The sequence below is a fragment of the Micromonospora sp. NPDC051196 genome (genome assembly GCF_040682415.1).
Taxonomy (GTDB): domain Bacteria; phylum Actinomycetota; class Actinomycetes; order Mycobacteriales; family Micromonosporaceae; genus Micromonospora.
This window is the reverse complement of the sequence record NZ_JBFBAY010000003.1, coordinates 205,585-228,962: the sequence shown is the minus strand read 5'-3', so window position 1 is coordinate 228,962 and position 23,378 is coordinate 205,585. Positions and strand designations below refer to the sequence as shown.

The 23,378-nt window shown below is 70.7% G+C and carries 14 protein-coding genes and 1 riboswitch; of the genes, 8 read left to right on the top strand and 6 right to left on the bottom strand.

The window, feature by feature from the left end:
• Nucleotides 1–54 precede the first annotated feature (54 nt).
• Nucleotides 55–1,008, top strand: a complete 954-nt coding sequence (locus AB0M35_RS09310) for an aldo/keto reductase (RefSeq protein WP_363743821.1) — start codon at nucleotides 55–57, stop codon at nucleotides 1,006–1,008.
• Between the two features lie 159 nt (nucleotides 1,009–1,167).
• Here AB0M35_RS09310 and AB0M35_RS09305 read toward each other — a convergent pair whose 3' ends face one another.
• A complete protein-coding gene (locus tag AB0M35_RS09305) occupies nucleotides 1,168–7,014 on the bottom strand; it encodes a ThuA domain-containing protein (RefSeq protein ID WP_363743439.1) in 5,847 nt (1,948 codons plus the stop codon).
• A 285-nt stretch (nucleotides 7,015–7,299) separates the two neighbouring features.
• Nucleotides 7,300–11,976 carry a ThuA domain-containing protein gene (locus AB0M35_RS09300; protein ID WP_363743436.1) on the bottom strand — a complete coding sequence of 1,559 codons (4,677 nt, stop codon included), beginning with the start codon at nucleotides 11,974–11,976 and terminating at the stop codon, nucleotides 7,300–7,302.
• Nucleotides 11,977–12,306: 330 nt separating this feature from the next.
• A riboswitch (TPP riboswitch) is annotated at nucleotides 12,307–12,416 on the top strand.
• Between AB0M35_RS09300 and thiE the strand changes: the two genes are divergently transcribed.
• The 7 genes from thiE (at nucleotide 12,411) to thiC (ending at nucleotide 18,293) form a co-directional block, all read left to right on the top strand.
• Nucleotides 12,411–13,037, top strand: coding sequence for a thiamine phosphate synthase (thiE, locus tag AB0M35_RS09295; RefSeq protein ID WP_363743434.1), 627 nt, complete (start codon nucleotides 12,411–12,413; stop codon nucleotides 13,035–13,037). (Overlaps the previous riboswitch by 6 nt.)
• Nucleotides 13,038–13,093: 56 nt before the next feature.
• On the top strand, nucleotides 13,094–14,179 hold the full coding sequence (thiO, locus tag AB0M35_RS09290) for a glycine oxidase ThiO (RefSeq protein WP_363743432.1): 1,086 nt from the start codon (nucleotides 13,094–13,096) through the stop codon (nucleotides 14,177–14,179).
• Nucleotides 14,170–14,370, top strand: coding sequence for a sulfur carrier protein ThiS (gene thiS / locus AB0M35_RS09285; protein ID WP_363743429.1), 201 nt, complete (start codon nucleotides 14,170–14,172; stop codon nucleotides 14,368–14,370). Before thiO ends, thiS begins: the two co-directional genes overlap by 10 nt.
• Nucleotides 14,371–14,375: 5 nt before the next feature.
• On the top strand, nucleotides 14,376–15,155 hold the full coding sequence (locus AB0M35_RS09280; RefSeq protein ID WP_363743819.1) for a thiazole synthase: 780 nt from the start codon (nucleotides 14,376–14,378) through the stop codon (nucleotides 15,153–15,155).
• Between the two features lie 74 nt (nucleotides 15,156–15,229).
• Entirely contained in the window at nucleotides 15,230–15,901 is a 672-nt protein-coding gene (locus tag AB0M35_RS09275) for a thiamine phosphate synthase (RefSeq protein ID WP_363743427.1), read from the top strand.
• Nucleotides 15,898–16,686 carry a bifunctional hydroxymethylpyrimidine kinase/phosphomethylpyrimidine kinase gene (gene thiD / locus AB0M35_RS09270; protein ID WP_363743424.1) on the top strand — a complete coding sequence of 263 codons (789 nt, stop codon included), beginning with the start codon at nucleotides 15,898–15,900 and terminating at the stop codon, nucleotides 16,684–16,686. The genes AB0M35_RS09275 and thiD overlap by 4 nt, the downstream gene beginning before the upstream one ends.
• 14 nt (nucleotides 16,687–16,700) lie before the next feature.
• The gene (gene thiC, locus AB0M35_RS09265) at nucleotides 16,701–18,293 is read left to right on the top strand and encodes a phosphomethylpyrimidine synthase ThiC (protein ID WP_363743421.1); all 1,593 of its coding nucleotides are present in this window, start codon (nucleotides 16,701–16,703) and stop codon (nucleotides 18,291–18,293) included.
• Between the two features lie 72 nt (nucleotides 18,294–18,365).
• Here the strand turns inward: thiC and AB0M35_RS09260 are convergent, their stop codons facing one another.
• The 4 genes from AB0M35_RS09260 to AB0M35_RS09245 form a co-directional block, all read right to left on the bottom strand.
• Complete coding sequence (locus AB0M35_RS09260; RefSeq protein WP_363743418.1) at nucleotides 18,366–20,981, bottom strand: hypothetical protein; 2,616 nt, start codon at nucleotides 20,979–20,981, stop codon at nucleotides 18,366–18,368.
• Nucleotides 20,982–21,058: 77 nt separating this feature from the next.
• Entirely contained in the window at nucleotides 21,059–21,388 is a 330-nt protein-coding gene (locus AB0M35_RS09255) for a cupin (RefSeq protein WP_363743415.1), read from the bottom strand.
• Nucleotides 21,385–22,335 carry an LLM class F420-dependent oxidoreductase gene (locus AB0M35_RS09250; RefSeq protein ID WP_363743412.1) on the bottom strand — a complete coding sequence of 317 codons (951 nt, stop codon included), beginning with the start codon at nucleotides 22,333–22,335 and terminating at the stop codon, nucleotides 21,385–21,387. Before AB0M35_RS09250 ends, AB0M35_RS09255 begins: the two co-directional genes overlap by 4 nt.
• Before the next feature lie 2 nt (nucleotides 22,336–22,337).
• Complete coding sequence (locus AB0M35_RS09245) at nucleotides 22,338–23,123, bottom strand: ABC transporter ATP-binding protein (RefSeq protein ID WP_363743409.1); 786 nt, start codon at nucleotides 23,121–23,123, stop codon at nucleotides 22,338–22,340.
• Nucleotides 23,124–23,378 lie beyond the last annotated feature (255 nt).

Here is a 23,378-nt window from a genome sequence, read left to right as displayed (position 1 = left end):
TCACTGACCGCCCCGCCGTCCCCGGTGCGGCATATGGTTGATCTCGTGACTGAGATGACCTATCGCCGGCTGGGCGACTCCGGGCTCGTGGTGTCCGTTGTGGGCATCGGCTGCAACAACTTCGGCCGCAAACTCGACCTCGACGACACCCACGCGGTGGTCGAGGCGGCCCTCGACGTCGGGATCAACTTCTTCGACACCGCCGACATCTACGGTGAGCCGCACGGCGCGTCGGAGGCACAACTCGGTGCGGCCCTCAAGGGACGCCGGGACGACGTGGTGCTGGCGACCAAGTTCGGCATGTCGATGAGCGGCGCCAACGGGCGGGACTTCGGCGTACGCGGCTCGCGGCGGTACGTGATCCGGGCGGTGGAGGCATCGCTGCGCCGACTGGACACCGACTACATCGACCTGTACCAGTTCCACGAGCCCGATCCGGGCACCCCGATCGACGAGACGCTGGCCGCCCTGGACGACCTGGTCCGCGCCGGCAAGGTGCGCTACCTGGGCAACTCCAACTTCGCTGGCTGGCAGATCGCCGACGCCGACTGGACGGCCAAGACCCGCGGGTTCAGCCGGTTCGTCAGCGCACAGAACCATTACAGCCTGCTCAACCGGGACGTGGAGATCGAGGTGCTGCCCGCCTGCGAACGCTTCGGGCTCGGCATGCTGCCGTTCTTCCCGCTGGCGAACGGGCTGCTCACCGGCAAGTACAAGCGTGGCGAGGCGCCGCCGGCCGGTAGCCGGCTGGCAGGTGGCGGCCGGTACGCCCAACGGCTCGCCGCCGCCGACTGGGACACCATCGAGGCCATTGAGGCGTACGCCGCCGAGCGTGGCGTACCCATGTTGCACGTGGCCATCGGCGGGCTGGCCGCCCAACCGTCGGTGACCTCGGTCATTGCCGGGGCGACCACGCCCGAGCAGGTACGCGCCAATGCGGCGGCCGGATCGTGGCAGCCCACCGATGCCGATCTCAAGGCGCTGCGCGAGGTACTCGACCGCCGGTAGTCGGACTCGGTCCGGGTCGTCCGGCGTCGACGGCCCGGTAGCCGGAGCGACCCGGCACGCGCGCTGCGTGCCGGGCCGCTTCGGGCTGATGTTGCCTACGGTCGGCCGTGACGCCGAGAGCGGGGCCCCGCCCGGTCGATGCCGGACGGGACCCCTGGATCACAGGCGACGGCCGGGTGCGAGCCGGGTGGGGTCACCACCGAGGCGTCCAGCGCCCTTGACGGACTTGCCGTCGTTGGCCTTGACGCCTGCCGTGCTGGCCGTGCCGCCGAGCCGGACGATCATCGCGTCGGCGTCCCGGATCAGCACCTCCCGGATCTCGGCCTCGGCGATGAGCTTGGCGTCACGGGCCAGGTCACGGAACTTGACCAGCTCCTTGATCGCCTTCTCGTCGTTGCCCTTCGCCTCCTCCTTGCGGACCTTCTCGAGCTGCTTGGACAACTGATCGTGCGCCTTGTTCGACAGGCGTCCCGTCGCCTTGAACCGGTCCAGCAGGAATTGCATGTCCCGGAACGAGGTGGTGACGAAGAACCGGACCGATGCGGTGGTGGCGTTGCCCGCCTTGTCGGTCGCGGTCACGGTCAGCTCGTGCAGGCCCAACGGCAGCTCGTACATCGCCTGCAACGTGCCGCTGGCGTACGGCCGGCCGTTGAGCGTGCCGACCACGGTGGCGATGCCGGAGGTCGGGTCGACCGCCTGCCAGGACACACGTACGTCCTGGCTGTCACCGTAGAGCTGGCCGTCGGCGATGCCGGAGACCAGCAGGGTCGGCTTGGTGCCGTCGATGCGTACCACCGCGGACTTCAACGTCTCGGCGTTGCCGACCTTGTCGGTGGCCCGGTACAGCAGCTCGTGGGTGCCGTCACCGCTGATCTCCACCGGCTCGGTGTACGGCGTCCAGGCACCGCCGTCGAGCGACCACTCCAGCAGCTGCACCCCGGAACCTGCGTCGGTCGAGGTGAGCACCACCGGGATGGTGCCGTTGTGCCAGCCCTCGTCGTTCGCCGGGGCGAACGACGCGGTGCTGACCGGCGCGGTGGTGTCGATCCGGACGGTGACCGTCTTCGTCTCCTCCACGTTGCCGGCCTCGTCGACGGAGCGGAACCGCAGCTCGTGCTCGCCGTCCCCGGTCACCTGCACCGGGTCGGTGTAGATGGTCCAGGTGCTGCCGTCGCCGAGCTGGTACTCGGTGCGGGCCACCCCGCTGCCGCCGTCGGAATCGGTGGCGGACAGCGTGACGGTCACCGGACCGGTGTGCCAGCCCTCGACCGGCGTACCGGACACCTCGGCGGTGGTCACCGGAGCCACGGTGTCGCTCGGCACCTCCTCCGCGGAGAACCGGAAGTAGTCGAACGACGCCACCTTCGAGGCGGTCTGGTTGCCGCTGAGGGTGAACACGCCCACCTTCGGGGTCGCCCCCACGGCCGCGTTGACCAGTTCGGTCAACGCCGTCCAGGTGGTGCCGTCCGCCGAGTACGACGCGGTGAAGGTGTCACCGGCGCGGGACACCCGCAGGTACCACTCGGACGAGGTCAGGTTCTCCGCACCCGGCTGCGGGTTCTGGATCACCCCGTCGATCTCGCTGCGGAACTCGATCCGCCGCGTCACCGGCTGACCGGCCTGGTTGTCCACCACGAAGTCGAACTTGAGGTAGTTGTCGTCGTCGCCGTACACGATCAGACCCGCCTGCTGGTACTGCTCGTCCAGCAGACTGCCGTCGATCTTGGTCTCCATCGTCCAGTCGCCGGTCGGGGCGTTCTGCAGGATGAAGTTCGTCGGATCGGTGTTGTTGGTGCCGTAGATGTCACCGTTGGGCACGTCGACGTACAGCTTCCCGCCGCTGACCCGGTAGGCGCTCGGGTCCTCCCGCAGGATCGCGTTCCACCGGCACTTGTCCAGCGAGATGCCGTCGAACTCGTCGGACGGGTCGACCGGCCCGGCCGGGGAGTCCGGCGTCACCTGGAACCAGTCGAACAGGGCATCCACCACGGGAGCGTCCGTGCCGCCGTTGAGGGCGAACAGGCCGATCCGCGGGTTCTCGATGCCGGCCAGCGCGGCGGACCGCCCGACCGGGCTGAAGGTCTGCCCATCGGCCGACATCTCCGCGGTCAGGTTGGTGCCGTCGCTGCTGATCCGCAGGTAGACGGTGTCACCCTCCGGTGCGGCGACGTTGTCGGCACTGTCGTTGCGCGGCGTGCCGGCAGTCTCCCGGAGGAACTCCACCCGCCGGCTGCCGTTGTAGAGCAGGTCGACCTTGGCGTAGTTGTCGTCGTCGCCGTAGACGATCAGACCGGCCTGCTGGTAGGTGGCCGTCACCGGGACAGTGACCTTCGTGGTCGCCTGCCAGGCACCCGACGGTGCCGGCTGGAGCACCAGGTTGGTGGCGTCGTTGCGGTCGCCGTAGAGGTCACCGACCCCGGTGGGCAGGCGCAGCGCGCCGTCGGAGACGGACAGGAGTTGGTTTTCCCGGACCACGCTGGTCCACCGGTCACGGTTGAGCGTGTCGCCGGTGAAGTCGTCCGAACGCGCCCCGAGGCAGGAGGTGTTCGGCGACTCGATCCGGACCGGCACGGTGGCGTACGACCGGGCACCCCGGCTGTCGGTCACCGTCAGGGTGGCGGTGAAGTTGCCGGGCGCGGCGTAGGTGTGCTCGGCGTTGAGCGTGTCGGCCGTACCACCGTCACCGAAGTCCCACTCGTACGTCAGCGGGGTGTCGCCCTCGGGGTCGGTGGCCGTACCGCTGAACGCGACGGTGAGCGGCGCGGTGCCGGTGGTCGGCGTGGCGGTGGCGGTGACGACCGGCGGCGCGTTGTCGGTGACGCCCTTGCCGAGGAAGTCGATCCAGTTGACGTTGAACAGGCTCGCCGTGCCGCCGGCCGGGTCGCGGGCGACGAAGAACAGCGTGCCGTTCGAGTCGGCGTCGGCGGGAACCTCAGCCGTGACGTCGGTGTACGCCTGCCAGTCCCCGGTGCCCGGTACGACGACCGAGGTGACCAGCGGACCGTCGGCGGCGCCGGCACGGACCTCAAGCCGACCGCCCGAGTTGGCCGAGGCCACCCGGAACCGGATCGACTCGATGCCGGTCAGGCTCGCCGGCTCGACCGACCACCAGTCGCCGTCCTCGATCCAACCGATGTTGTCACCACCGCCCGCGGTGTCCCCGGTGGCCTCCTGGCCCACTCCCGGGTCGCCGCCGCCGGTGCTGTCGGCCAGCCGGCCGGTGTTGGCGTAGTACTCGGCCTGCTTGCGCTTGGGCTGGAGGATCTGCAGGGCCCGGCCGGTGAGCGGGCTGGCGCCACCGGAGCCGCCCTTGTCGGTGTAGGTCGCCTCCAGCACGGTGAACACGTTCGCCTCGGCGCCGTGCCCGGCGGCGAGCTGGGTCTGCACCACACCCTCGCAGCCGGTGTGCTGCTCCAGCGGGTGGGCGTGCTCGTCGTGACCGAGCAGCACCTGGAGTTCCACGTCGGCGCAGTCGATCTCGCCGTCCTCCGGGTCGGTCACCTTGATGGTGTACTTGACCTGGTCACCCCAGTCGAAGAAGCCGCCGTCCGGCGGGAACTCGATGGTGACCGTCGGTACGGTGTTGCCGACCGTGACCGGCACGTTCGCCACCGCCGTACGCCCCTTGGGGTTCGTCACGGTGAGCTGGGCGTTGTAGTTGCCCGCCGAGGCGTACGTGTGGGTGGGGTTGGCCTCGTCGGAGCTGTTGCCGTCACCGAACGTCCAGGCGTAGGTCAGCGCGCCACCGTCCGGGTCACGCGATCCGGCGCTGGAGAAGCTGACGGTCAGCGGTGCCGGCCCGGAGGTCGGGTCGGCGCTGGCCATGGCGATCGGGGCCCGGTCACCGGCGATGTAGTCGATCCGGTAGACCCCGGAGTTGTCGTTGTTGCCGCCGAAGCCGCTGCCCCACTCGATCATGTACAGCGCGCCGTCGGGGCCGAACTCGAAGTCCATCGGCCGGATGAAGCTCATCCCGTCCAGCAGGCGGTTGATGTCCACCAGGGACTTGCCGTCCGAGGTGACCTGCATGGTGTACATCCGCGACTGGTTCCACTCACCGAGCAGCGCCTTGCCGTCGAAGTACGCCGGCCACTTGCGGTCGGAGTTGAGGTCGGCGTCGTACCGGTAGACCGGACCGCCCATCGGCGCGCCGCCGCCACCGATCTCCGGGAACAGCGGGTTGGCGGCGTAGCCGTAGTCGACGGTGGCCGAGATGGCCGGCGGCAGGTTGGTCAGGCCGGTGTTGTTGGGCGAGTCGTTGACCAGGTTCGCGCAGTCGAACTTGGCACCGCTCGGCCCGGACGGGAACTGGTAGTCGTTGTACGCCTTGTTCGCGCCGTGGCAGTACGGCCAGCCGAAGTTGCCGGGCCGGTCGACGATGTTCCACTCGACCAGGCCCTCCGGGCCCCGGTTCGGGTTGGCGGAGTTCGCGTCCGGTCCGTAGTCGGCCACGTAGAGCACGTTCGTGGCGAGGTCGATACCGATCCGGAACGGGTTACGGAAGCCCATCGCGTAGATCTCGGGACGGGTCTTCTCGGTGCCCGGCGGGAAGAGGTTGCCCTCCGGGACGGTGTACGTCCCGTCGTCCTCCGGGTGGATCCGGATCACCTTGCCGCGCAGGTCGTTGGTGTTGCCGGAGGTACGCTGCGCGTCGTAGTCGGCGCGGCCGGGCCGCTCGTCGATCGGGGTGTACGCGTCGGAGGAGAACGGGTTGGTGTTGTCGCCGGTGGCCAGGTACAGGTTGCCGTCCGAGTCGAAGACCATCGTCCCGCCCGCGTGGCAGCAGGTGTTGCGCTGCGTGTCGACCCGCAGCACCTGCTTCTCGCTGGCTGGGTCGATCGAGTCGCCGGTGACCGTGAACCGGGACAGCAGGTTACGCGCGACACCGTCGTTCGGGGCGTAGTAGAGATACACCCAGTTGTTGGTGGCGAAGTTCGGGTCGAGCCGGATGCCGATCAGGCCGTCCTCGTTGCCGGTGAAGACGTCGAGGTCGATGGCGGTCACGGTGTTACCGGTGTCCGGCTTGATGATCTGGACCCGGCCGTCGCGCTCGATGTAGAAGACCCGTCCGTCTCCGGCGATGTCCAGCTCCATCGGGTTGCTGGTGTTGCTGTCCAGCGTCACCTTCTCGAAGCTCGACGTCAGCGAGGCGCGGCAGTCGGCGCCGCTGACCCCAGCCGCGGTCCGGATGCCACCCAGCAGATGCTGGAGGAACTCCGGCTCGGCGAACGACTCGCGGGTGTGTCCGCCGCCGGTGTACCAGGTCCGACCGCCGTCGTAGTCCCGGCACCAGGCGATCGGGTGATCGTGACCCATTGCGCCCGTGCCGGGGGAGTAGCTGCGCTCGTCGAGGGTGGCCAGCACGTGCACCTTGCCGCGCGGGTTGGTGCGGTAGTTGTACCACTCGTCGTACCGGGACCAGCGCTCCGGCAGATGGGCGGTGGACTCGTGAGCCGGGTCCTCCACCTTGACGGTGGCCGTCTGGTTGGCCGGGTGGTTGGCGAAGTACGCCCCCACCAACTCGCCGTACCAGGGCCAGCTGTACTCGGTGTCGGAGGCGGCGTGGATGCCGGCGTAGCCACCGCCGGCCTGGATGTAGCGCTCGAAGGCCTCCTGCTGCTCGGCGTTGAGCACGTCACCGGTGGTGGAGAGCCAGATCACCGCCCGGTAGCGGGCCAGGTTCGCATCGGTGAAGGCGGCGCCGTCCTCGGTGGTGTCGACGGTGAAACCGTTGGTGGCACCGAGCTGCTGGATCGCGGTGATGCCGGTCGGGATCGAGTCGTGCCGGAAGCCGGCCGTCTTGGAGAAGACCAGGACCGAGAAGTCGTCGGCTGCGGCCTGCGGTGCTGCGGCCGGCGCGGTCTGCTTGACGGGTGAGCTCTGCGCGACGGCCTTGGTGCTCGGTGCGGCCTGTGCGGCAGGAACGCCGACGAGGCCGGTCGCGGCGAGGCCGAGGGTGAGAAGTGTGGCGGTGATGGGTACGCGGGCACGGGGTGGTCGGGACACTCCGGTCTCCTCTGTCCTTACTGGACGGGGTCGCGGGGGCCGGTTCGCCGAAGACCGTCCCAGGTGGAGCCGGACCGGACACCTCGCCGTGGTGCCCGTTCCAGCATTATGTCGATTCGCTGAACAAATTAGCCCCACTGAAACGGTTTATGGCAACACTTCGATGGATAACGTTTCGGTAACTGCGCGTGACATTCCTACCCAGCTCGTCCTAAACGCTGCATCTCCAACACGGGTGCCGGCCCGCACCTCCGCATGGAGGTACGGGCCGGCTGTAGCTGTCGGCTACCCGGGCGTGAGCCGGAAGTAGTCGAACGCCGCCGTCTTCGAGGCGGTCTGGTTGGCGCCGAGGGTGAACAGGCCCACCTTCGGAGTCGTACCGACCGCGGTGCTCGTCAACGAGCCCAGGCTCGTCCAACTCGTGCCGTCGGCCGAGTACGCGGCGGTGAAGGTGCTACCGCTGCGCGCCAGCCGCAGGTGCCAGATCCCCTGCGTCAGGCCGGTCGCCTGCGGTTGGGTGCTCTGCACCACCCCGCCGACCTCGCTGCGGAACTCGATCCGCCGCGAAACCGCCTGACCTGCCGTGTTGTCCGTGACGTAGTCGAACTTCAGGTAGTTGTCGTCGTCGGCGTACACCAGCAGACCGGCCTGCTGGTACTGCTCGTTGAACAGGCTGCCGTCGACCCGGGTCTGGATCGTCCAGTTCCCGGCCGGGCTGTTCTGCAGGATGAAGTTGGTCGGCCCGGTGTTGCCGGTGCCGTAGATGTCACCGTTCGGCACGTCGATGCGCAGCGCGCCGTCGGTGACCCGGTACCGGGTCGCGTCCTCCCGCACGATGGCGTTCCACCGGCACTTCTCCAGGCTGCTGCCGGTGAACTCGTCCGAGGGTGCGGTGCTCGTGCCGGTGGTGGCCTCCGGGGTGATCCGGAACCAGTCGAACTCGGCGTTCACCACCGGCGCGGTGGTGCCGCCGTTGAGGGCGAACAGCCCGATCCGCGGGTTGGTGATCCCGGCCAGGGCGGCGGACCGGCCGACCGGGGTGAAGGTCTGCCCGTCGGTCGAGTAGGCCGCGGTCAGGTTCGTCCCGTCGCTGGTCAGTCGCAGATGGATGGTGTCACCGGTGGGAGCGGCCGTGGAGTCCGCGCTTTCGTTGCGCGGCGTCCCGGAGGTTTCCCGGATGAACTCCACCTTGCGGTTGCCGCCGTAGACCAGGTCCAGCTTGGCGTAGTTGTCGTCGTTGCCGTAGAGGAGCAGGCCGGCCTGCTGGTAGTCGGCCCGGGCCGCGACGGTGACCCGGGTGGTCGCCTGCCAGGCCCCGCTGGGCGCGGGCTGGAGCACCAGGTTGGTCGCGTCGTTGCGGGTGCCGTACAGGTCACCCGCCGCGGTGGGCAGGCGTAGCGCACCCCCGGAGACCGAGAGCGACTGGTTGTCCCGCACCACGCCGCTCCACCGCTGACGATCCAGCGAGGTGCCGGTGAACTCGTCGGACCGTTGTGGCCCCTGCTCCACCTGGCAGGGATCGTTGCCCCCGGTCCCGTCGACCCGGATCGGCACCGTGGCCTGCGCCCGTGCGCCCCGGCTGTCGGTGACCGTCAGGGTGGCGGTGTAGTTGCCCGGCGTGGTGTACGTGTGGGTGGCGTTGAGCGCGGTCGCCGTCCCACCGTCGCCGAAGTCCCAGGCGTACGTCAGCGGGGTGTCCCCGTCCGGGTCGGTCGCCGTACCGGTGAAGGTCACGGCCAGTGGTGCGGTCCCGCTGGTCGGGGTGCCCGTGGCGGTGACCGTCGGTGGGGCGTTGCCGCTCACCCCGGGGCCGACGAAGTTCATCCAGTTGACGTTGAACAGGGTTCCGGTGCCGCGGTTGGGGTCCCGGGCGACGAAGTGCAGCCCGCCCTCCGAGGAGGCGCCGTTGGGAATCTGCGCGGTGACGTCGGCGTACGTCTGCCACCCCCCGGTGCCGGCCACGGTGGCGGTGGTGATCAGTGGCCCGTCCGCGGCGCCGGCGCGTACCTCGATCCGGCCGCCGGAGGTGGCCGAGGCGACCCGGAACTGGATCGACGTGACGCCGGTCAGGCTGGCCGGGCTGACCGACCACCAGTCGCCGTCCTCGATCCAGCCGATGTTCTGCCCGCCGCCGGCGGTGTCACCGGTGGTCTCCTTCTCGACCCCGGCGGTGCCGCCGCCGGTGGCACCCGCCACCCGGCCGGTGGCCGAGAAGTACTCGGCCTCCTTGCGCTTGGGCTGGAGGATCTTCAGTGCCCGGCCGGTCTGCGGCTCGGCCCCGTCGGATCCGCCCTTGTCGGTGTAGGTCGCCTCCAGCACGGTGAAGACGTTGGCGTCCGCTCCGTGGCCGTCGGCGAGTTGGGTCTGCACCGTGCCGGTGCAGCCGGTGTGCCGCTCCAGCGGGTGGGCGTGCTCGTCGTGACCGAGCAGAACCTGGAGTTCGACGTCGTCGCAGTCGATCGTGCCGTCCTCCGGGTCGGTGACGCTGATGGTGTAGGCGACCTGGTCACCCCAGGCGAAGAAACCGCCGTCCGGCGGGAACTCGATGGTGACGGTCGGTGCCGTGTTGCCGACGGTGATCGGCACGTTCGCCACCGCGGTCCGCCCCGCCTGGTTGGTGACCCGAAGCTGCGCGGTGTAGCTGCCGGACCGGGTGTACGTGTGGGTCGGGTTGGCCTGGGTGGAGGTGCCACCGTCACCGAACGTCCAGGCGTAGGTCAGCGTCCCGCCGTCCGGGTCACGGGAACCGGCGCTGGAGAAGCTCACCGCCAGCGGTGGCGCTCCCGAGGTCGGGTTCGCCGAGGCGACCGCGATCGGGGCGCGGGCACCGGCGGTGTAGTCGATCCGGTAGACCCCGGAGTTGTCGTTGTTGCCGCCGAAGCCGCTGCCCCACTCGATCAGGTACAACGCGCCGTCGGGGCCGAACTCCATGTCCATCGGCCGGACGAAGGTCATCTGGTCGAGGATCCGGTTGATGTCGACGAGCGTCTTGCCGTCCTTGCTGACCTGCATGGTGTACATCCGCGACTGGTTCCACTCGCCGAAGATCGACTTGCCGTCGAAGTACGCCGGCCACTGGCGGCGGGACGAGATGGTCGGGTCGAACCGGTAGACGGGGCCGGCCATGGGCGCTCCGCCGCCGCCGATCTCCGGGAAGCGGCTGTTGCCGCCGTAGCCGTAGTCGACCGTGGCCGGGATGGCCGCCGGCAGGTTGGTCAGGCCGGTGTTGTTGGGGGAGTTGTTCACCAGCGCGGAGCAGTTGAACTTCGCCCCGCTCGGGCCGGACGGGAACTGGTAGTCGTTGTAGGCCTGGTTGTTGCCGTGGCAGTACGGCCAGCCGAAGTTGCCGGGCCGGTCGACGATGTTCCACTCCACCAGGCCCTCCGGGCCCCGGTTCGCGTTGGTGGTGGTGGCGTCCGGGCCGTAGTCGGCGACGTAGAGCACGTTGGTCACCGGGTCGATGCCGATCCGGAACGGGTTGCGCAGACCCATCGCGTAGATCTCCGGCCTGGTCCGCGCGGTGCCCGGGGCGAAGAGGTTCCCGCTCGGGATGGTGTACGTCCCGTCGGCCTGCGGCCGGATCCGGAGCACCTTGCCACGCAGGTCGTTGGTGTTGCCGGCGGTGCGCTGCGCGTCGTAGTCCGCCCGCCCGGAACGCTCGTCCAGCGGGCTGTAGCCACTGGATTCGAAGGGGTTGGTGTTGTCCCCGGTGGCCAGGTAGAGGTTGCCGGCCGAGTCGAAGGTCATCGTCCCGCCCATGTGGCAGCAGGTGTTGCGCTGCGTGGGCACCTCCAGGACGACCCGTTCGCTCGACGGGCTGATCGTGTCACCGGTGACGGTGAACCGGGACAGGTAGTTGCGGGAGCCGCCCGCGCTCGGGGCGTAGTAGAGCCAGACCCATCCGTTGCTGGCGAAGTTGGGGTCGAGTCGAATGCCGAGCAGGCCGTCCTCGTTGCCGGCGAAGACGCTCAGCCGCAGTGCGGTGACGGTCTGGCCGGTGTCCGGCTTGATGATCTGGACGCGGCCGTCGCGCTCGATGTAGAAGACCCGCCCGTCTTCGGCGATGTCCAACTCCATCGGGTTGCTGGTGTTGCTGTCCAGCGTCACCTTTTCGAAGCTGGCGGCCCGGCCCGCACCGCAGTCGGAGTGCACCACCCCGGCCGCGGTCTGGATGCCACCGAGCAGGTGTTGCAGGAAGGCCGCGTCGGAGAAGGACTCCTGGGTGTGCCCACCGCCGGTGTACCAGGACCGGCCACCGTCGTAGCTCTGGCACCAGGCGATCGGGTGGTCCTGCCCCATCGCCCCGCTACCGGGGCTGTAGCTGCGCTCGTCGAGCGACGCCAGCACCTGTACCTGGCGGGAGCGGGGGTTGGTGCGGAAGTTGTACCACTCGTCGTAACGGGACCACCGTTCCGGCAGGTGCCGGGTCGACTCGTGCGAGTAGTCCTCGACCTTCACGGTCGCCGTCTGGTTCGCCGGGTGGCTGTTGAAGTAGGCGCCGACCAGTTGGCCGTACCAGGCCCAGTCGTACTCGGTGTCGGAGGCGGCGTGCACCCCGACGTATCCGCCACCGGCGCGGATGTAGCGCTCGAAGGCCGACTGCTGAGTGGCGTTGAGCACGTCACCGGTGGTCGACAACCAGATGACCGCCTTGAACCGGGCCAGGTTGGCGTCGGTGAAGGCACCGCCGTCCTCTGTGGTGACGACGGTGAAGTTGTTCGCGGTGCCGAGTTGTTGGATCGCCCGGATGCCGGCCGGGATCGAGTCGTGGCGGAACCCGGCGGTCTTGGAGAACACCAGGACGGAGTACGGGTCGGCGGCGGCAGCAGCGGTACGGCCCGCGGCCTGGGCGGCTGCGGGGCCGGTGATCGGAGCCGGCGCACCGGCCAGCACGAGTACGAGGGCGAGTAGCGCCACGGTCAGTGGGCCGAGCGTTGCTCGTCGACGGCGGGTTCGGGGCACGAAAGTCTCCTCTTTCCGTGTGGGACGGGTCGGAGCGGGCGGCGGTGGCTACTCCGGTTCGGTCCGAGCGCTCGTACCTGACGGTGAGGGTCTGGCTGCCGAGGAACTGAGCCGATCACTCAATTTGTGTTCGTCGATCGGTGTCGGGCAAGACTCATTGAAGTAACGGATTGGTAACGAGGGCTTATGGAATTGGCATGAGTCGCTGCATATCGGGCTGTTTTTCGGTCGCAGAATCTCAGCGAGTCGGATTGACGCGGCTGCCGCCGGCCCGGCTCGTGGGGCAGGACGGGGGTTGGCGGAGCAGACGAAACCACGTACGGTGACACCCAACGAACCCACGGGAGCCCGGTGTACCGGGCTGAGAGGGGGGCTGCGAGCCCCCGACCGTCGAACCTGATCCGGGTAATGCCGGCGCAGGGAGGAGTGTTGCCGTGCCGTCCCTGGGACGACTGCATCTGGTCACCGACACCCGACCCGGACGGGATCCGCTCGCCGTGCTCGCGGCCGTCCTGCCGGTGGCGTACCCCGAGCTGGTCGTCCAGGTCCGGGTCGAGGACGACGCGACCGACCGCGAGGCGTACGAGCTGACCCGGCGGGTGATGGCTCTCTGCCGGCCGTACGGCGTCACCTGCCTGGTCAACGACCGGTTGCATGTGGCGCTGGCGACGGGTGCGGCCGGCGGGCACGTCGGCGCCGACGACCTGCCGGTGGCGGCGGCGCGGCAGGTGCTCGGCCGGACGGCGGTACTGGGCGCCACCGCGCGCGAACCGGTGTCGGCCGCCGAAGCTGTCGCTGCCGGAGCGAGCTATCTGGGCGTGGGCCCCTGCCACGCCACCACCACGAAGGACGGGCTGCCGCCGGCGATCGGCGTGGCGGGCGTCCAGGCGGTGGTCGAAGCGGTCACCGTGCCGGTGATCGCCATCGGGGGAGTGACGGCGGAGGACGTGCCTGGGTTGCGGTCCGCCGGCGTGTACGGGGTGGCGGTGGTCGGCGCGCTCTCCGGAGCCGCCGACCCCGCCCACGCCGCAGCCGAGCTGATCGGGGCGCTGACGTGTTAAGGGGGGGCCCTTCCTATACCGGAGGCGTTAACAAGGGGCCCTTCCTTGCACCGCAGGTGACGGTGGTGGGGGCGGGACCGATCGGGTTGGCGATCGCTTGGCGGTGCGCGGCTCGCGGGCTGCCCGTCGTGGTGCACGACCCGGCCCCGGGTTCGGGTGCCTCGCACGTCGCCGCCGGGATGCTGGCGCCGGTGGCCGAGGCGTACTTCGGCGAACACGAGCTGACCGGGCTGCTCACCGAGTCCGCTCGGCGCTGGCCGACCTTCGCCGCCGAGCTGACCGAGGCCAGCGGCCTCGACATCGGGTACCGGACCGAGGGCACGCTCATGGTCGGGCTCACCGCCGACGATCTGGCCGAGGCGCGGCGGCTGTGGGCGTACCAGCAGGGGTTGGGGCTGCCGGTCACGCCGCTGCGCCCCTCCCAGCTGCGCGAGTGTGAACCGGCGCTGGCCCCGCGGGTCCGCGGCGGCGCGCTCGCCGCCACCGACCACCAGGTAGACCCGCGTCGGCTGGTGCCGGCCCTTCGGCTCGCCGCCGAGCGGGCCGGCGCGGTGCTGGTCGCCGAACCGGTCGGGCAGGTGTCCGAGCTGACCGGCGGGGTGACCGTGGTCGCCGCCGGTTGCGGTGCCGCCGCCCTGACCGGGCTGCCGGTCCGCCCGGTGAAGGGCCAGGTGCTGCGGCTGCGCACCCCCGATGGCGGTCCGCCGGGCTTCCGGCACGTCATCCGGGGGTACGCCGACGGCGAGCACGTCTACCTGGTGCCGCGCGAGTGCGGTGAGGTGGTGGTCGGTGCCACCGTCGAGGAACGCTCCGATGTGGCGGTATCCGCCGGTGCGGTGCTGCGGCTGCTGCGTGCCGCCGTCGACCTGATGCCCGAGCTGGCCGAGTACGACCTGGTGGAGACGGTCGCCGGACTGCGCCCGGGTACGCCGGACAACGCGCCGATCCTCGGGCCGCTGCCCGGCCGACCGGACGTGCTGGCGGCCACCGGTCACCACCGGCACGGGATCGTACTCACCCCGGTCACCGCGGATCTGATCACCGGCCTGATCACCGGGGAGGGGGCGGACGACCCGCTGCTCACCCCGTTCCGGGCCGACCGGTTCGCTCCGGACATCGAGGAGGACGACAGGTGGAGTTGACGGTGAACGGTGTCGGGCGGGACGTGCCGGACGGTGCCACGGTCGCCGAACTGGTCCGGCAGGTCACGCCGCAGCAGCGTGGTGTGGCGGTGGCGGTGAACGGCGAGGTGGTGCCGCGTACCGGCTGGCCGGCGACGGTGCTGCGCGGTGGCGACCGGGTCGAGGTGCTCAGCGCCGCGCAGGGCGGGTGAACATGATGGACTCCGACGGCTTCGAGATCGGCGGTACCCGGTTCGGGTCGCGGCTGATCCTCGGTACCGGTGGCGCGGCGAACCTGCACGTGCTCGAACAGGCGATCCGGGCGTCCGGCACCGAGATGGTCACCCTGGCCCTGCGTCGGGTGGACACCGTGCCCGGCGGCTCGGGCGGCCTGCTGGACCTGCTCGATCGGTGCGGGGTCCGGCTGCTGCCGAACACGGCCGGCTGCTACACGGCCGGGGAGGCGGTCAAGGTGGCGCACCTGGCCCGCGACGCGTTCGACACCGACTGGGTCAAGTTGGAGGTGATCGGCGACGAGCGGACGCTGCTGCCCGACGGGGTGGAACTGCTGCGTGCCGCCGAGGAACTCGTCGCCGACGGCTTCACCGTGCTGCCGTACACCTCGGATGATCCGATCCTGGCCCGCCGGCTCGCGGATGTTGGCTGCGCGGCGGTGATGCCGGCGGGATCACCGATCGGGTCGGGGCTCGGGGTGTCCAACCCGCACCACATCCGGCTGATCCGGCAGAGCGTCGAGGTGCCGGTCATCCTGGACGCCGGGATCGGTACCGCTTCCGACGCGGCACTGGCCATGGAGTTGGGCTGCGACGCGGTGTTGCTGGCCAGCGCGGTGACCCGGGCTGCGGACCCGGTGGCGATGGCCGCCGCCATGCGCCACGCGGTGACCGCCGGCCGCCTCGCGGCCTCCGCCGGTCGCATCGCCCGCCGTTTCCACGCCCTGGCCTCCACCCCCGACGAAGGCCGCCCGGAGCTATGACCCGCCAAACAGTCGATCTTGGGACGGAAGTGCCCCTCCAGGGGCCGTCACGCACCAAGATTCCCGGCGGGGTCGTGCTGTTGACCGATCGGCGGGCGGCGCGGGGCGATCTGGCCGGCGTGGTGGCGGGGGCGGTGGCCGGGGGAGTGCGGTGGGTGGTGCTGCGCGAGAAGGACCTGCTGCGCGAGGAACGTCGGGCGCTCGCCGACGAGTTGCGGCCGATCCTGGCCGAAGCCGGCGGCAACCTGATCGTCGCTGGTCCCGACCCGCTGCTCGCCGTACCGGCTGCGGGCCGACCGCTGCTGGCCCTCCACCTGTCGGCCGCCGACCCGTACCCGCCGCCGGAGGTCGACCTGGTCGGCCGATCGTGCCACGACGAGGGGGAACTGAGCCGACTGACCACAGAGGACTACGTCACGCTCTCCCCGGTCTTTCCCACCAGATCCAAGCCCGGCTACGGCCCACCCCTGCGACCCGTGGGACTGGCCAGGCTGATCCGGCTGAGCCCGCTACCGGCACTGGCACTCGGCGGCATCGAAACCCCGGCCCAGGTCCGTGCCTGCGTGCAGGCAGGCGCTGTCGGTGTCGCCGTCCTCGGCGCCGTCATGCGTTCCCCCGACCCGGAACAGATCGCCACCACCCTGACCACCGCCTTCCACGAGGCGGTCAGCCAGAAGCCGCGAAGCCGGCATCTCCCGGCCGGGATGACGCCGCCCTCAACCGCAACGACCGAGGAAGACACATGACCCCCACGACCGTGCTCACCGTGGCCGGTTCGGACTCCGGCGGCGGCGCCGGCATCCAGGCCGACCTGAAGGTCTTCGCCGCGCTCGGTGCCTACGGCACGAGCGTGCTCACCGCGGTGACCGCGCAGAACACCCGAGGCGTGGACGCCGTCCTGCCGCTGCCCCCGCAGACCGTCACCGAGCAACTCGACAGTGTGCTGTCCGACTTCGCGGTGCGGGCGGTCAAGACCGGGATGCTCGGTACGCCGGCGGTGGCCGCCGCGATCGCCGACGCGGCGGCCGCCGGGCGACTGCCGCAGCTCGTCGTCGATCCGGTGCTGGTCGCCACCAGCGGGCACCGGCTCGGTGTGGTCGCGGCGGTGGAGCGGCTGCTGCCGTACGCCCGGGTGGCGACCCCGAACAGCGCGGAGGCCGCGGCGCTCACCGGCGCTGCGGTGACGGATCTGGCGGAGATGACGACAGCCGCCCGGGCCCTGGTGTCCGGCGGGCCGGAGTGGGTGATCGTGACCGGTGGTGACGTGGACACCGGAGGCGAGGCGGTGGACGTGCTGCACGGCCCGGACGGCACGACGGTGCTGCGTGCTCCCCGGGTGCCGACCCGACACAGCCACGGGACCGGGTGCTCGTTCTCGGCGGCCACCGCGGTGCGGTTGGCGATGGGCGATTCGGTGCCGGTGGCGGTTGCCGTGGCCAAGGAGTACGTGACCCGCGCGCTGACCGGCGCGCGGAACTGGGAGTTGGGCGCGGGACGTGGTCCGTTGGACCACTTCGGCTGGTCCGCCTGAGCTGGGAGGCTGTCATGCAGGTACGACGCAAGGTGTACGTCGAGGGATCGCGGCCGGAGATCCGGGTGCCGTTCGCAGAGGTGGAGCTGACCGGCGACAACGCGCCCGTGCGGCTGTACGACACCTCCGGTCCGGGCTCCGATCCGCAGGTCGGGCTACCCGCGCTGCGCGGGCCGTGGATCGCCGAGCGGGGTGACGTGGCCCCGGTACGCGGACCCGGCACGCCGTTGGCGGGAGCGGACGGAAAGCGGCCGACGCAGCTCGCGTACGCGCGGGCCGGGATCGTCACCCCCGAGATGGAGTTCGTGGCGATCCGGGAGGGCATGTCGCCGGAGTTCGTCCGGGACGAGATCGCGGCCGGGCGGGCGGTATTGCCGCTCAACGTCAATCACCCGGAGTGCGAGCCGGCCATCATCGGCAAGGCGTTCCTGGTCAAGGTCAACGCCAACATCGGCACCTCGGCGGTGAGTTCGTCGGTGGCCGAGGAGGTGGAGAAGCTGACCTGGGCGACCCGATGGGGCGCGGACACGGTGATGGACCTGTCCACCGGCAAACGGATCCACGAGACCCGCGAGGCGATCGTGCGTAACTCGCCGGTGCCGATCGGCACGGTGCCGATCTACCAGGCGTTGGAGAAGGTCGGTGGTGATCCGGTCAAGCTGAGCTGGGAGGTCTTCCGGGAGACCGTGATCGAGCAGGCCGAGCAGGGCGTGGACTACATGACGGTGCATGCCGGGGTGCTGCTGCCGTACGTGCCGCTGGCGGTGGACCGGGTCACCGGCATCGTGTCGCGTGGTGGGTCGATCATGGCGGCCTGGTGTCTGGCGCACCACGAGGAGAACTTCCTCTACACCAACTTCCGGGAACTGTGCGAGATCCTGGCCCGCTACGACGTGACCTTCTCGCTCGGCGACGGGCTGCGGCCGGGGTCGATCGCGGACGCCAACGACGAGGCACAGTTCGCCGAGCTGCGCACGCTGGGCGAGCTGACCAAGGTCGCCTGGGAGTACGACGTGCAGGTCATGATCGAGGGCCCGGGTCACGTGCCGATGCACAAGATCAAGGAGAACGTGGACCTGCAACAGGAGTGGTGCCACGAGGCGCCCTTCTACACGCTCGGCCCGCTGACCACCGACATCGCGCCCGCGTACGACCACATCACCTCGGCCATCGGTGCCGCCATGATCGGTATGTTCGGCACCGCGATGCTCTGCTACGTCACCCCGAAGGAGCACCTGGGGCTGCCGGATCGGGACGACGTGAAGGCGGGCGTGATCGCGTACAAGATCGCGGCGCACGCGGCGGACCTGGCCAAGGGGCATCCCGGCGCGCAGGCCTGGGACGACGCGCTCTCCAAGGCGCGGTTCGAGTTCCGGTGGGAAGACCAGTTCAACCTCTCGCTCGACCCGGAGACCGCGCGGTCGTACCACGACGCCACGCTGCCCGCCGAACCGGCGAAGACAGCGCACTTCTGCTCGATGTGCGGGCCGAAGTTCTGCTCCATGAAGATCACCCAGGACCTCAAGGAGTACGCCGCCCGTGGCATGAAGGACAAGTCCGACGAGTTCGTGGCCGCTGGCGGGCGCGTCTACCTGCCGATGGCCTGACCGGGCGAGGATCGGACGGGCGGGCTCGGGACCGGAACTGCGGGGCCGGTCGGGTGCCCGCCCACCTGGGCGTCAGTCCCGGTGATGCCGGCCGGTCGAGCGCAGCGAACGACGGGCCCCCTTCGGTGCGGGATCGTCGTCGGCCACGGGTCGGCCGAGCCCGGTCACCCAGTCCACGTACTCCTCGTCCTGAGCCGGCAGCGGCTCCTCACCGTCGACGGCGTTGTCCGGGCGTGACTTGCCGCGTCGGAACAGGCCGCGTAGGCCCTTGTCGCGTTCGCCGCCCGGCTGGACGTCCTCGGGGGCGACGGCGGGCGGCTTGGTGAAGGCGGCGGACAGGTCACGGGCGGTGGCCGCCGGGTCGGTGGAGACGGTCGGGGGGGCAGCGAAGGCGGCCGAAACCTCCCGCGCGGTGCTCACCGGATCCCGCTCGGCGGGCGATGCTGGTTCCCGCTCGGCCGACGATGCTGGTTCCCGCACGGCGGGCGACGTCGGGTCCGGTCCGGAGCGCGAGGTCGATTCGGTTCCACCAGGGCTGGTCGGCGTCGTCGGGGTGCCGGTCGGGTCGGCGGCGGCCGGACCCTCACCGGCGCGCGGCGACCCGGCGGTGCCGGAGGTAGCCGTCGTCTTGTCGGCGGCTGGCTGCGCATGGGCCTGGCGGGCGGGCACGAAGGCGTTCCAGGGCGCTGTCGAGTTCAGTTCGGGCAGCGTCAGGCGGTGCCGGGGGCGGGGTGCCGGATCGGGTCGCACGGTGGCGGTACTCCCGCCGGCTCCGTCAACCGGTTGCCAGGCCGAGTCAGCGTCGCCACCGGGGTCGGGCGACTGCGGCGAGCTGACGTTGTCGGCGCCCGAGGCGGAGTGAGCGGTGGCGTCAGCGGGCGCGAGGGCTTCGCCCTGCGTGGTGGTCTCAGCGTGCACGATGATTTCGCCGTGGGCAGGGGCTTCGCCCTGCTCGGTGGTTTCAGCGTGCGAGATGGCTTCGCTGGGCGCGGGGGTTTCGACGTGCCCGGCGGTTTCTACGTGCGGCGTGCTTCCGGTGTGCGGGGTGCTTTGGGTGTGCGGGGTGGTTTCTGCGCGCGGGGCCGGGCTGGCGTCAGGCATGGCGAAGCTGGGGTCATGCGCGGCCGAGCTGGTGTCGTGCGGGGCCAGCGCGGCGGGTTGCTTCTGCTCGGGCTGTTGCTCCGGGCTCGCGGCCGTCGCGCTGGTCCGAGGCTTGCGCGTCCGTCGGGGCGCCGGCGCCTTGCCCCCCGGAGCCGGATCCGGAGCCGGATCCGGAGCTGAGGCCGGGGCCGGGGCCGGAGCTGAGGCCGGGGCTGAGGCTGGAGCCGGAGCTGAGGCTGGAATCAGCGGTGGCCCGGCGGCCCGCCCGGCCGACGGGATGTCGCTGCCATCGCCCACCGGCGCCGGGTCGACCGCCGGCTCGAAGCCGTCTGTCGCCGCAGGGCCGTCCACTGATGCGGGGCCGTCCACCCGCGAAGGTCCGACGGTCGCCGCAGGGCTGTCCGCTGGCGGCGGGCCTTCGGTCAGCGAAGGTCCGACTGTCGGCGCGAGGTCCTGCACCGCAGGGTCGTCCGCCGGTACGGGGCTGTCCACCCCCGTGGGTACAGCCGCTGGTGTGCGACCGGCGGCCGGCGCCGGGGCGGGGTTTCGGTCGTGCGCCGCGGGCGTGGGGAGCAGGCCCGTCTGCTGATCCGGCCATTGCCAGTGCGGTGGCGAGTCGGCCGGCACGGGGTGCTGCCCGGCCGGGCGGCTCGACGAGGTGGGCAGGGCCGGTGTCGCGGGCAGCGGCTGGAGGATCGCGGTCGGTTCGATGGCCTGGGTGTCGGGCTCGGGGCGACCGGTCAGCGGCCAGGGCAGCAGAGCGGCAGCGGCCGAGCCGAGCGCGCCGACGGCGATCGCGATCAGGGCTCCGTAGTACGGGGCGATCTGGTAGCGGTCGGCCGAATCGCCGGGCCCGGCGGCCAGGTAGGCGAAGGCCACCAGCACCGGCCCGGCCACCCCACTTGGCCCGCTGGTCAGCGGTGGGTGACCGCGCCACCGCGCGACGGCTGCGCTGGCCAGGCCGGCCAGCAGGGCAATGATCGGCAGGACCAGCAGGGCCAACTGCTGCGCCGTGCCGGCGGTGAGCCATGCCGGTTCCAGTACGCCGAGGCGGACCGGGGTCAGCGGCCCGCCGGCGCCCAGCGACGGTACGACCGACAGCAGCGCGAGCAGCCACATCGCCCCGGCGACGGCGGCCATGTTCCAGGCGAACGGCGGTCGGACCAGTACGGCCAGCGCGGCACCGGCGCCGACGATCGCACCGAGGACGGCGCAGATGGCCACGGCCCAGACCGGATCGACGGAGATGAGCTCGGCGTTGCGGGCCGGTTGCATGCACAACGGCGCCACGACCGTGGCGCCCAGCGCAGCGCTGCCGGCGACCGCCAGTTGCCGGCCGGTGCCGGTGAGCTGGCGGTCGTGCCGGGCCATCCGCTCGGTGAGCACGGCACCGACCACGGCGGCGTTCGCGGCGAACCAGCCGACCCAGACGAGCTGGGCGGGCCACTGGTTGACGGTGGCGCCGTTGAAGGCGCCGGTGAGCCGGACGATGCCGAAGCCGAAGGCGAGGCCAAGCTGACCGGCCCCGGCCAGCAGGCTGACGCCGAACGCCGTGAGCAGTAGGCGGCTCAAGGTCCGATTGGCCATGTCCGGCACGTTACGGTCCGTTGCCACCGATCGCCACCGGCGCGCCGTGAACGCCGTCCGACCTGCTTGCGGTAGGTCTACTTGAGTTCGACCAGCCGGGCCAGGTATGTCGTGTCGCCGACATTGGTCAGCATGTGCACCGCGCCGGGGTCGCGGTAGACCACCCCGCCGGTCGGCTCGTCCGCGTCGATCCGGACGCCGTCGACGGTCTGGATCACGTTCTTCGCGCCCTGGACGGCCACCACCAGGTAGGGGTGGTCGTGGCGGTGCAGCGGCTGCTGCTCGCCCGGCTCAAGCCGGATGTGCCAGACCCGAACCCGGTCGTTCTCCAGGACGATCTCCTGGCCCACCGGGCCGAGAACGAGATCCTGGTCGGTTGCCGGGGAAACGGGGGAGTTGCCGGTCATCGGGTCGCCTCCAGTCGGGGGAGCACCTCGCTGGCGATGAGCTCCAGGTGGTCGAGATCGGTGAGGTCGATCAGGCGCAGGTGTACCCGCTCGGTGCCGATCGCCGCGAACTCGCCGATCCGGTCGACCAGCTGTTGCGGCGAGCCGACCACCGAATCTTCAGGGGGTAGGGCGCTCTTGACGTACAGGGGTGCGGCCCGTCGCTGGGCCTGCGCGTCGGTACGCCCGACGGCCACCACGATGCCGGCCGAGAACACCAGCGGCCCGCGTCCGCTGTCGGCCCGACCGACCCCGTCACACGCCTGCCGTGCCCGCTCGTACGCCTCGCCGGTCTGCTCAATGTTGGTGAACGGGACGTTGAACTCGTCGGCGTACCGGGCGGCCAGCTCGGGAGTGCGCTTCGGGCCACGCCCGCCGACGATGATCGGTGGCCCGGGCGTCTGCACCGGCTTGGGCAGTGCGGGGGCATCGGTCAGCCGGTAGTGGTCTCCGGTGTAGCTGAAGGTTTCGCCCGACGGGGTGGCCCACAGCCCACTGATCACTTCCAGCTGCTCGGCCAGCCGGTCGAAGCGTTCCCGGGTGTCGGGGAACGGAATGCCGTACGAGATGTGCTCGCGGGCGTACCAGCCGGCGCCGATGCCCAGCTCGATCCGGCCGCCGCTCATCTGGTCCACCTGGGCCACCATCACGGCCAGTGGTCCGGGCAGCCGGAAGGTGGCCGAGGTGACCAGCGTGCCGAGCCGGATCCGGCTGGTCTCCCGGGCGAGTGCGGCCAGCGTCAACCAGGCGTCGGTCGGGCCGGGCAGCGCCGGCTCGTCACCCATCGCCTGGTAGTGGTCGGCGCGGAAGAAGCCCTCGAACCCACCCTCCTCGGCGAGCCGGGCGAAGCGGATCTGGTCGTCGTAGCTGGCGCCCCGGTGCGGCTCGGTGAAGACGGTGACCCGCATCCTCATCGTCCTTCGGGGCCGGCGGCCACCGGCTGGTCGCGTTCCATCAGCAGCTCGTGCAGGTCGGCGCTGACCTGGGCGACCTCCGCCAGGTGGGCGTTGCGGCCGAGCGTGCGCGGGCGGGGGATGGTCACCTCGACGATCTTGCGGACCCGGCCTGGACGTGGGCTGAGCACGACCACCCGGTCGGCGAGCAGGACGGCCTCGTCGATGGAGTGGGTGACGAAGACGATGGTCGCCCGGCTGCTCATGTGCACCCGCTGGAGTTCCCCGGACAGTTCTTCCCGGGTGAGCGCGTCGAGGGCGGAGAAGGGCTCGTCCATCAGCATCACCCGGGGGTTGCCGATCAACGATCGGCACAGCGACACCCGCTGCTGCATGCCACCGGAGAGCTCGTGCGGCAGGCGCTTCTCGAATCCGGCCAGGCCGGCGACGTCGAGCAGTTGGCGGGCCCGGTCCCGGTGGTCGGCACGCTTCCAGCCGAAGATCTCCACCGGCAGCAGGACGTTGTCCAGTACGGTCCGCCACGGCAGCAGGGCCGGGCGCTGGAACAGCATGGCGATGTCCTGGCGCGGCCCGGTGATCGGCGTACCGCCCACAGTGATCTCACCGGAGCTGACCGGGATCAAACCGGCGATCAGTCGCAGCAAAGTGGACTTGCCGCACCCGGAACGGCCGAGGACGGCGACGAACTCGCCCTCGCCCACGTCGAGGTTGATGCCGCGCAGCGCTTCGACCCGGCCGGTGCGGCCGTCGAAGGTGCGGGACACCTCGGACAGACGGATCATCTCCGGGGGCCTCCGCTGAGTTGTTGATCAGGTAATCCGCCAAAGGCTAACCGGCCTCGTCCCGAAAAGCACCGTCCGGGGTGGACATGACTTTGTTTCCGTTCCGCAACCCGATACGCCTGGCGGCACAAAGGTGGACCTCTCGTACGCTGTGCCCGCGCAGAATCCCCTCGATGCGCGGTGTCGGCTCCCTTCCGGCTGCCGGCGCCGCCCGACACACTCCCTCCCGGCGGCCGACGCCCCGGTTGGAAAGGA

Excerpts from the sequence above, each read along its gene's own strand:
- AB0M35_RS09310 (WP_363743821.1), top strand. The coding sequence starts at position 55 with ATGACCTATCGCCGGCTGGGCGACTCCGGGCTCGTGGTGTCCGTTGTG.
- AB0M35_RS09280 (WP_363743819.1), top strand. The coding sequence starts at position 14,376 with ATGGACTCCGACGGCTTCGAGATCGGCGGTACCCGGTTCGGGTCGCGG.
- thiD (WP_363743424.1), top strand. The coding sequence starts at position 15,898 with ATGACCCCCACGACCGTGCTCACCGTGGCCGGTTCGGACTCCGGCGGC.
- thiC (WP_363743421.1), top strand. The coding sequence starts at position 16,701 with ATGCAGGTACGACGCAAGGTGTACGTCGAGGGATCGCGGCCGGAGATC.
- AB0M35_RS09260 (WP_363743418.1), bottom strand. The coding sequence starts at position 20,981 with ATGGCCAATCGGACCTTGAGCCGCCTACTGCTCACGGCGTTCGGCGTC.
- AB0M35_RS09255 (WP_363743415.1), bottom strand. The coding sequence starts at position 21,388 with ATGACCGGCAACTCCCCCGTTTCCCCGGCAACCGACCAGGATCTCGTT.
- AB0M35_RS09250 (WP_363743412.1), bottom strand. The coding sequence starts at position 22,335 with ATGCGGGTCACCGTCTTCACCGAGCCGCACCGGGGCGCCAGCTACGAC.
- AB0M35_RS09245 (WP_363743409.1), bottom strand. The coding sequence starts at position 23,123 with ATGATCCGTCTGTCCGAGGTGTCCCGCACCTTCGACGGCCGCACCGGC.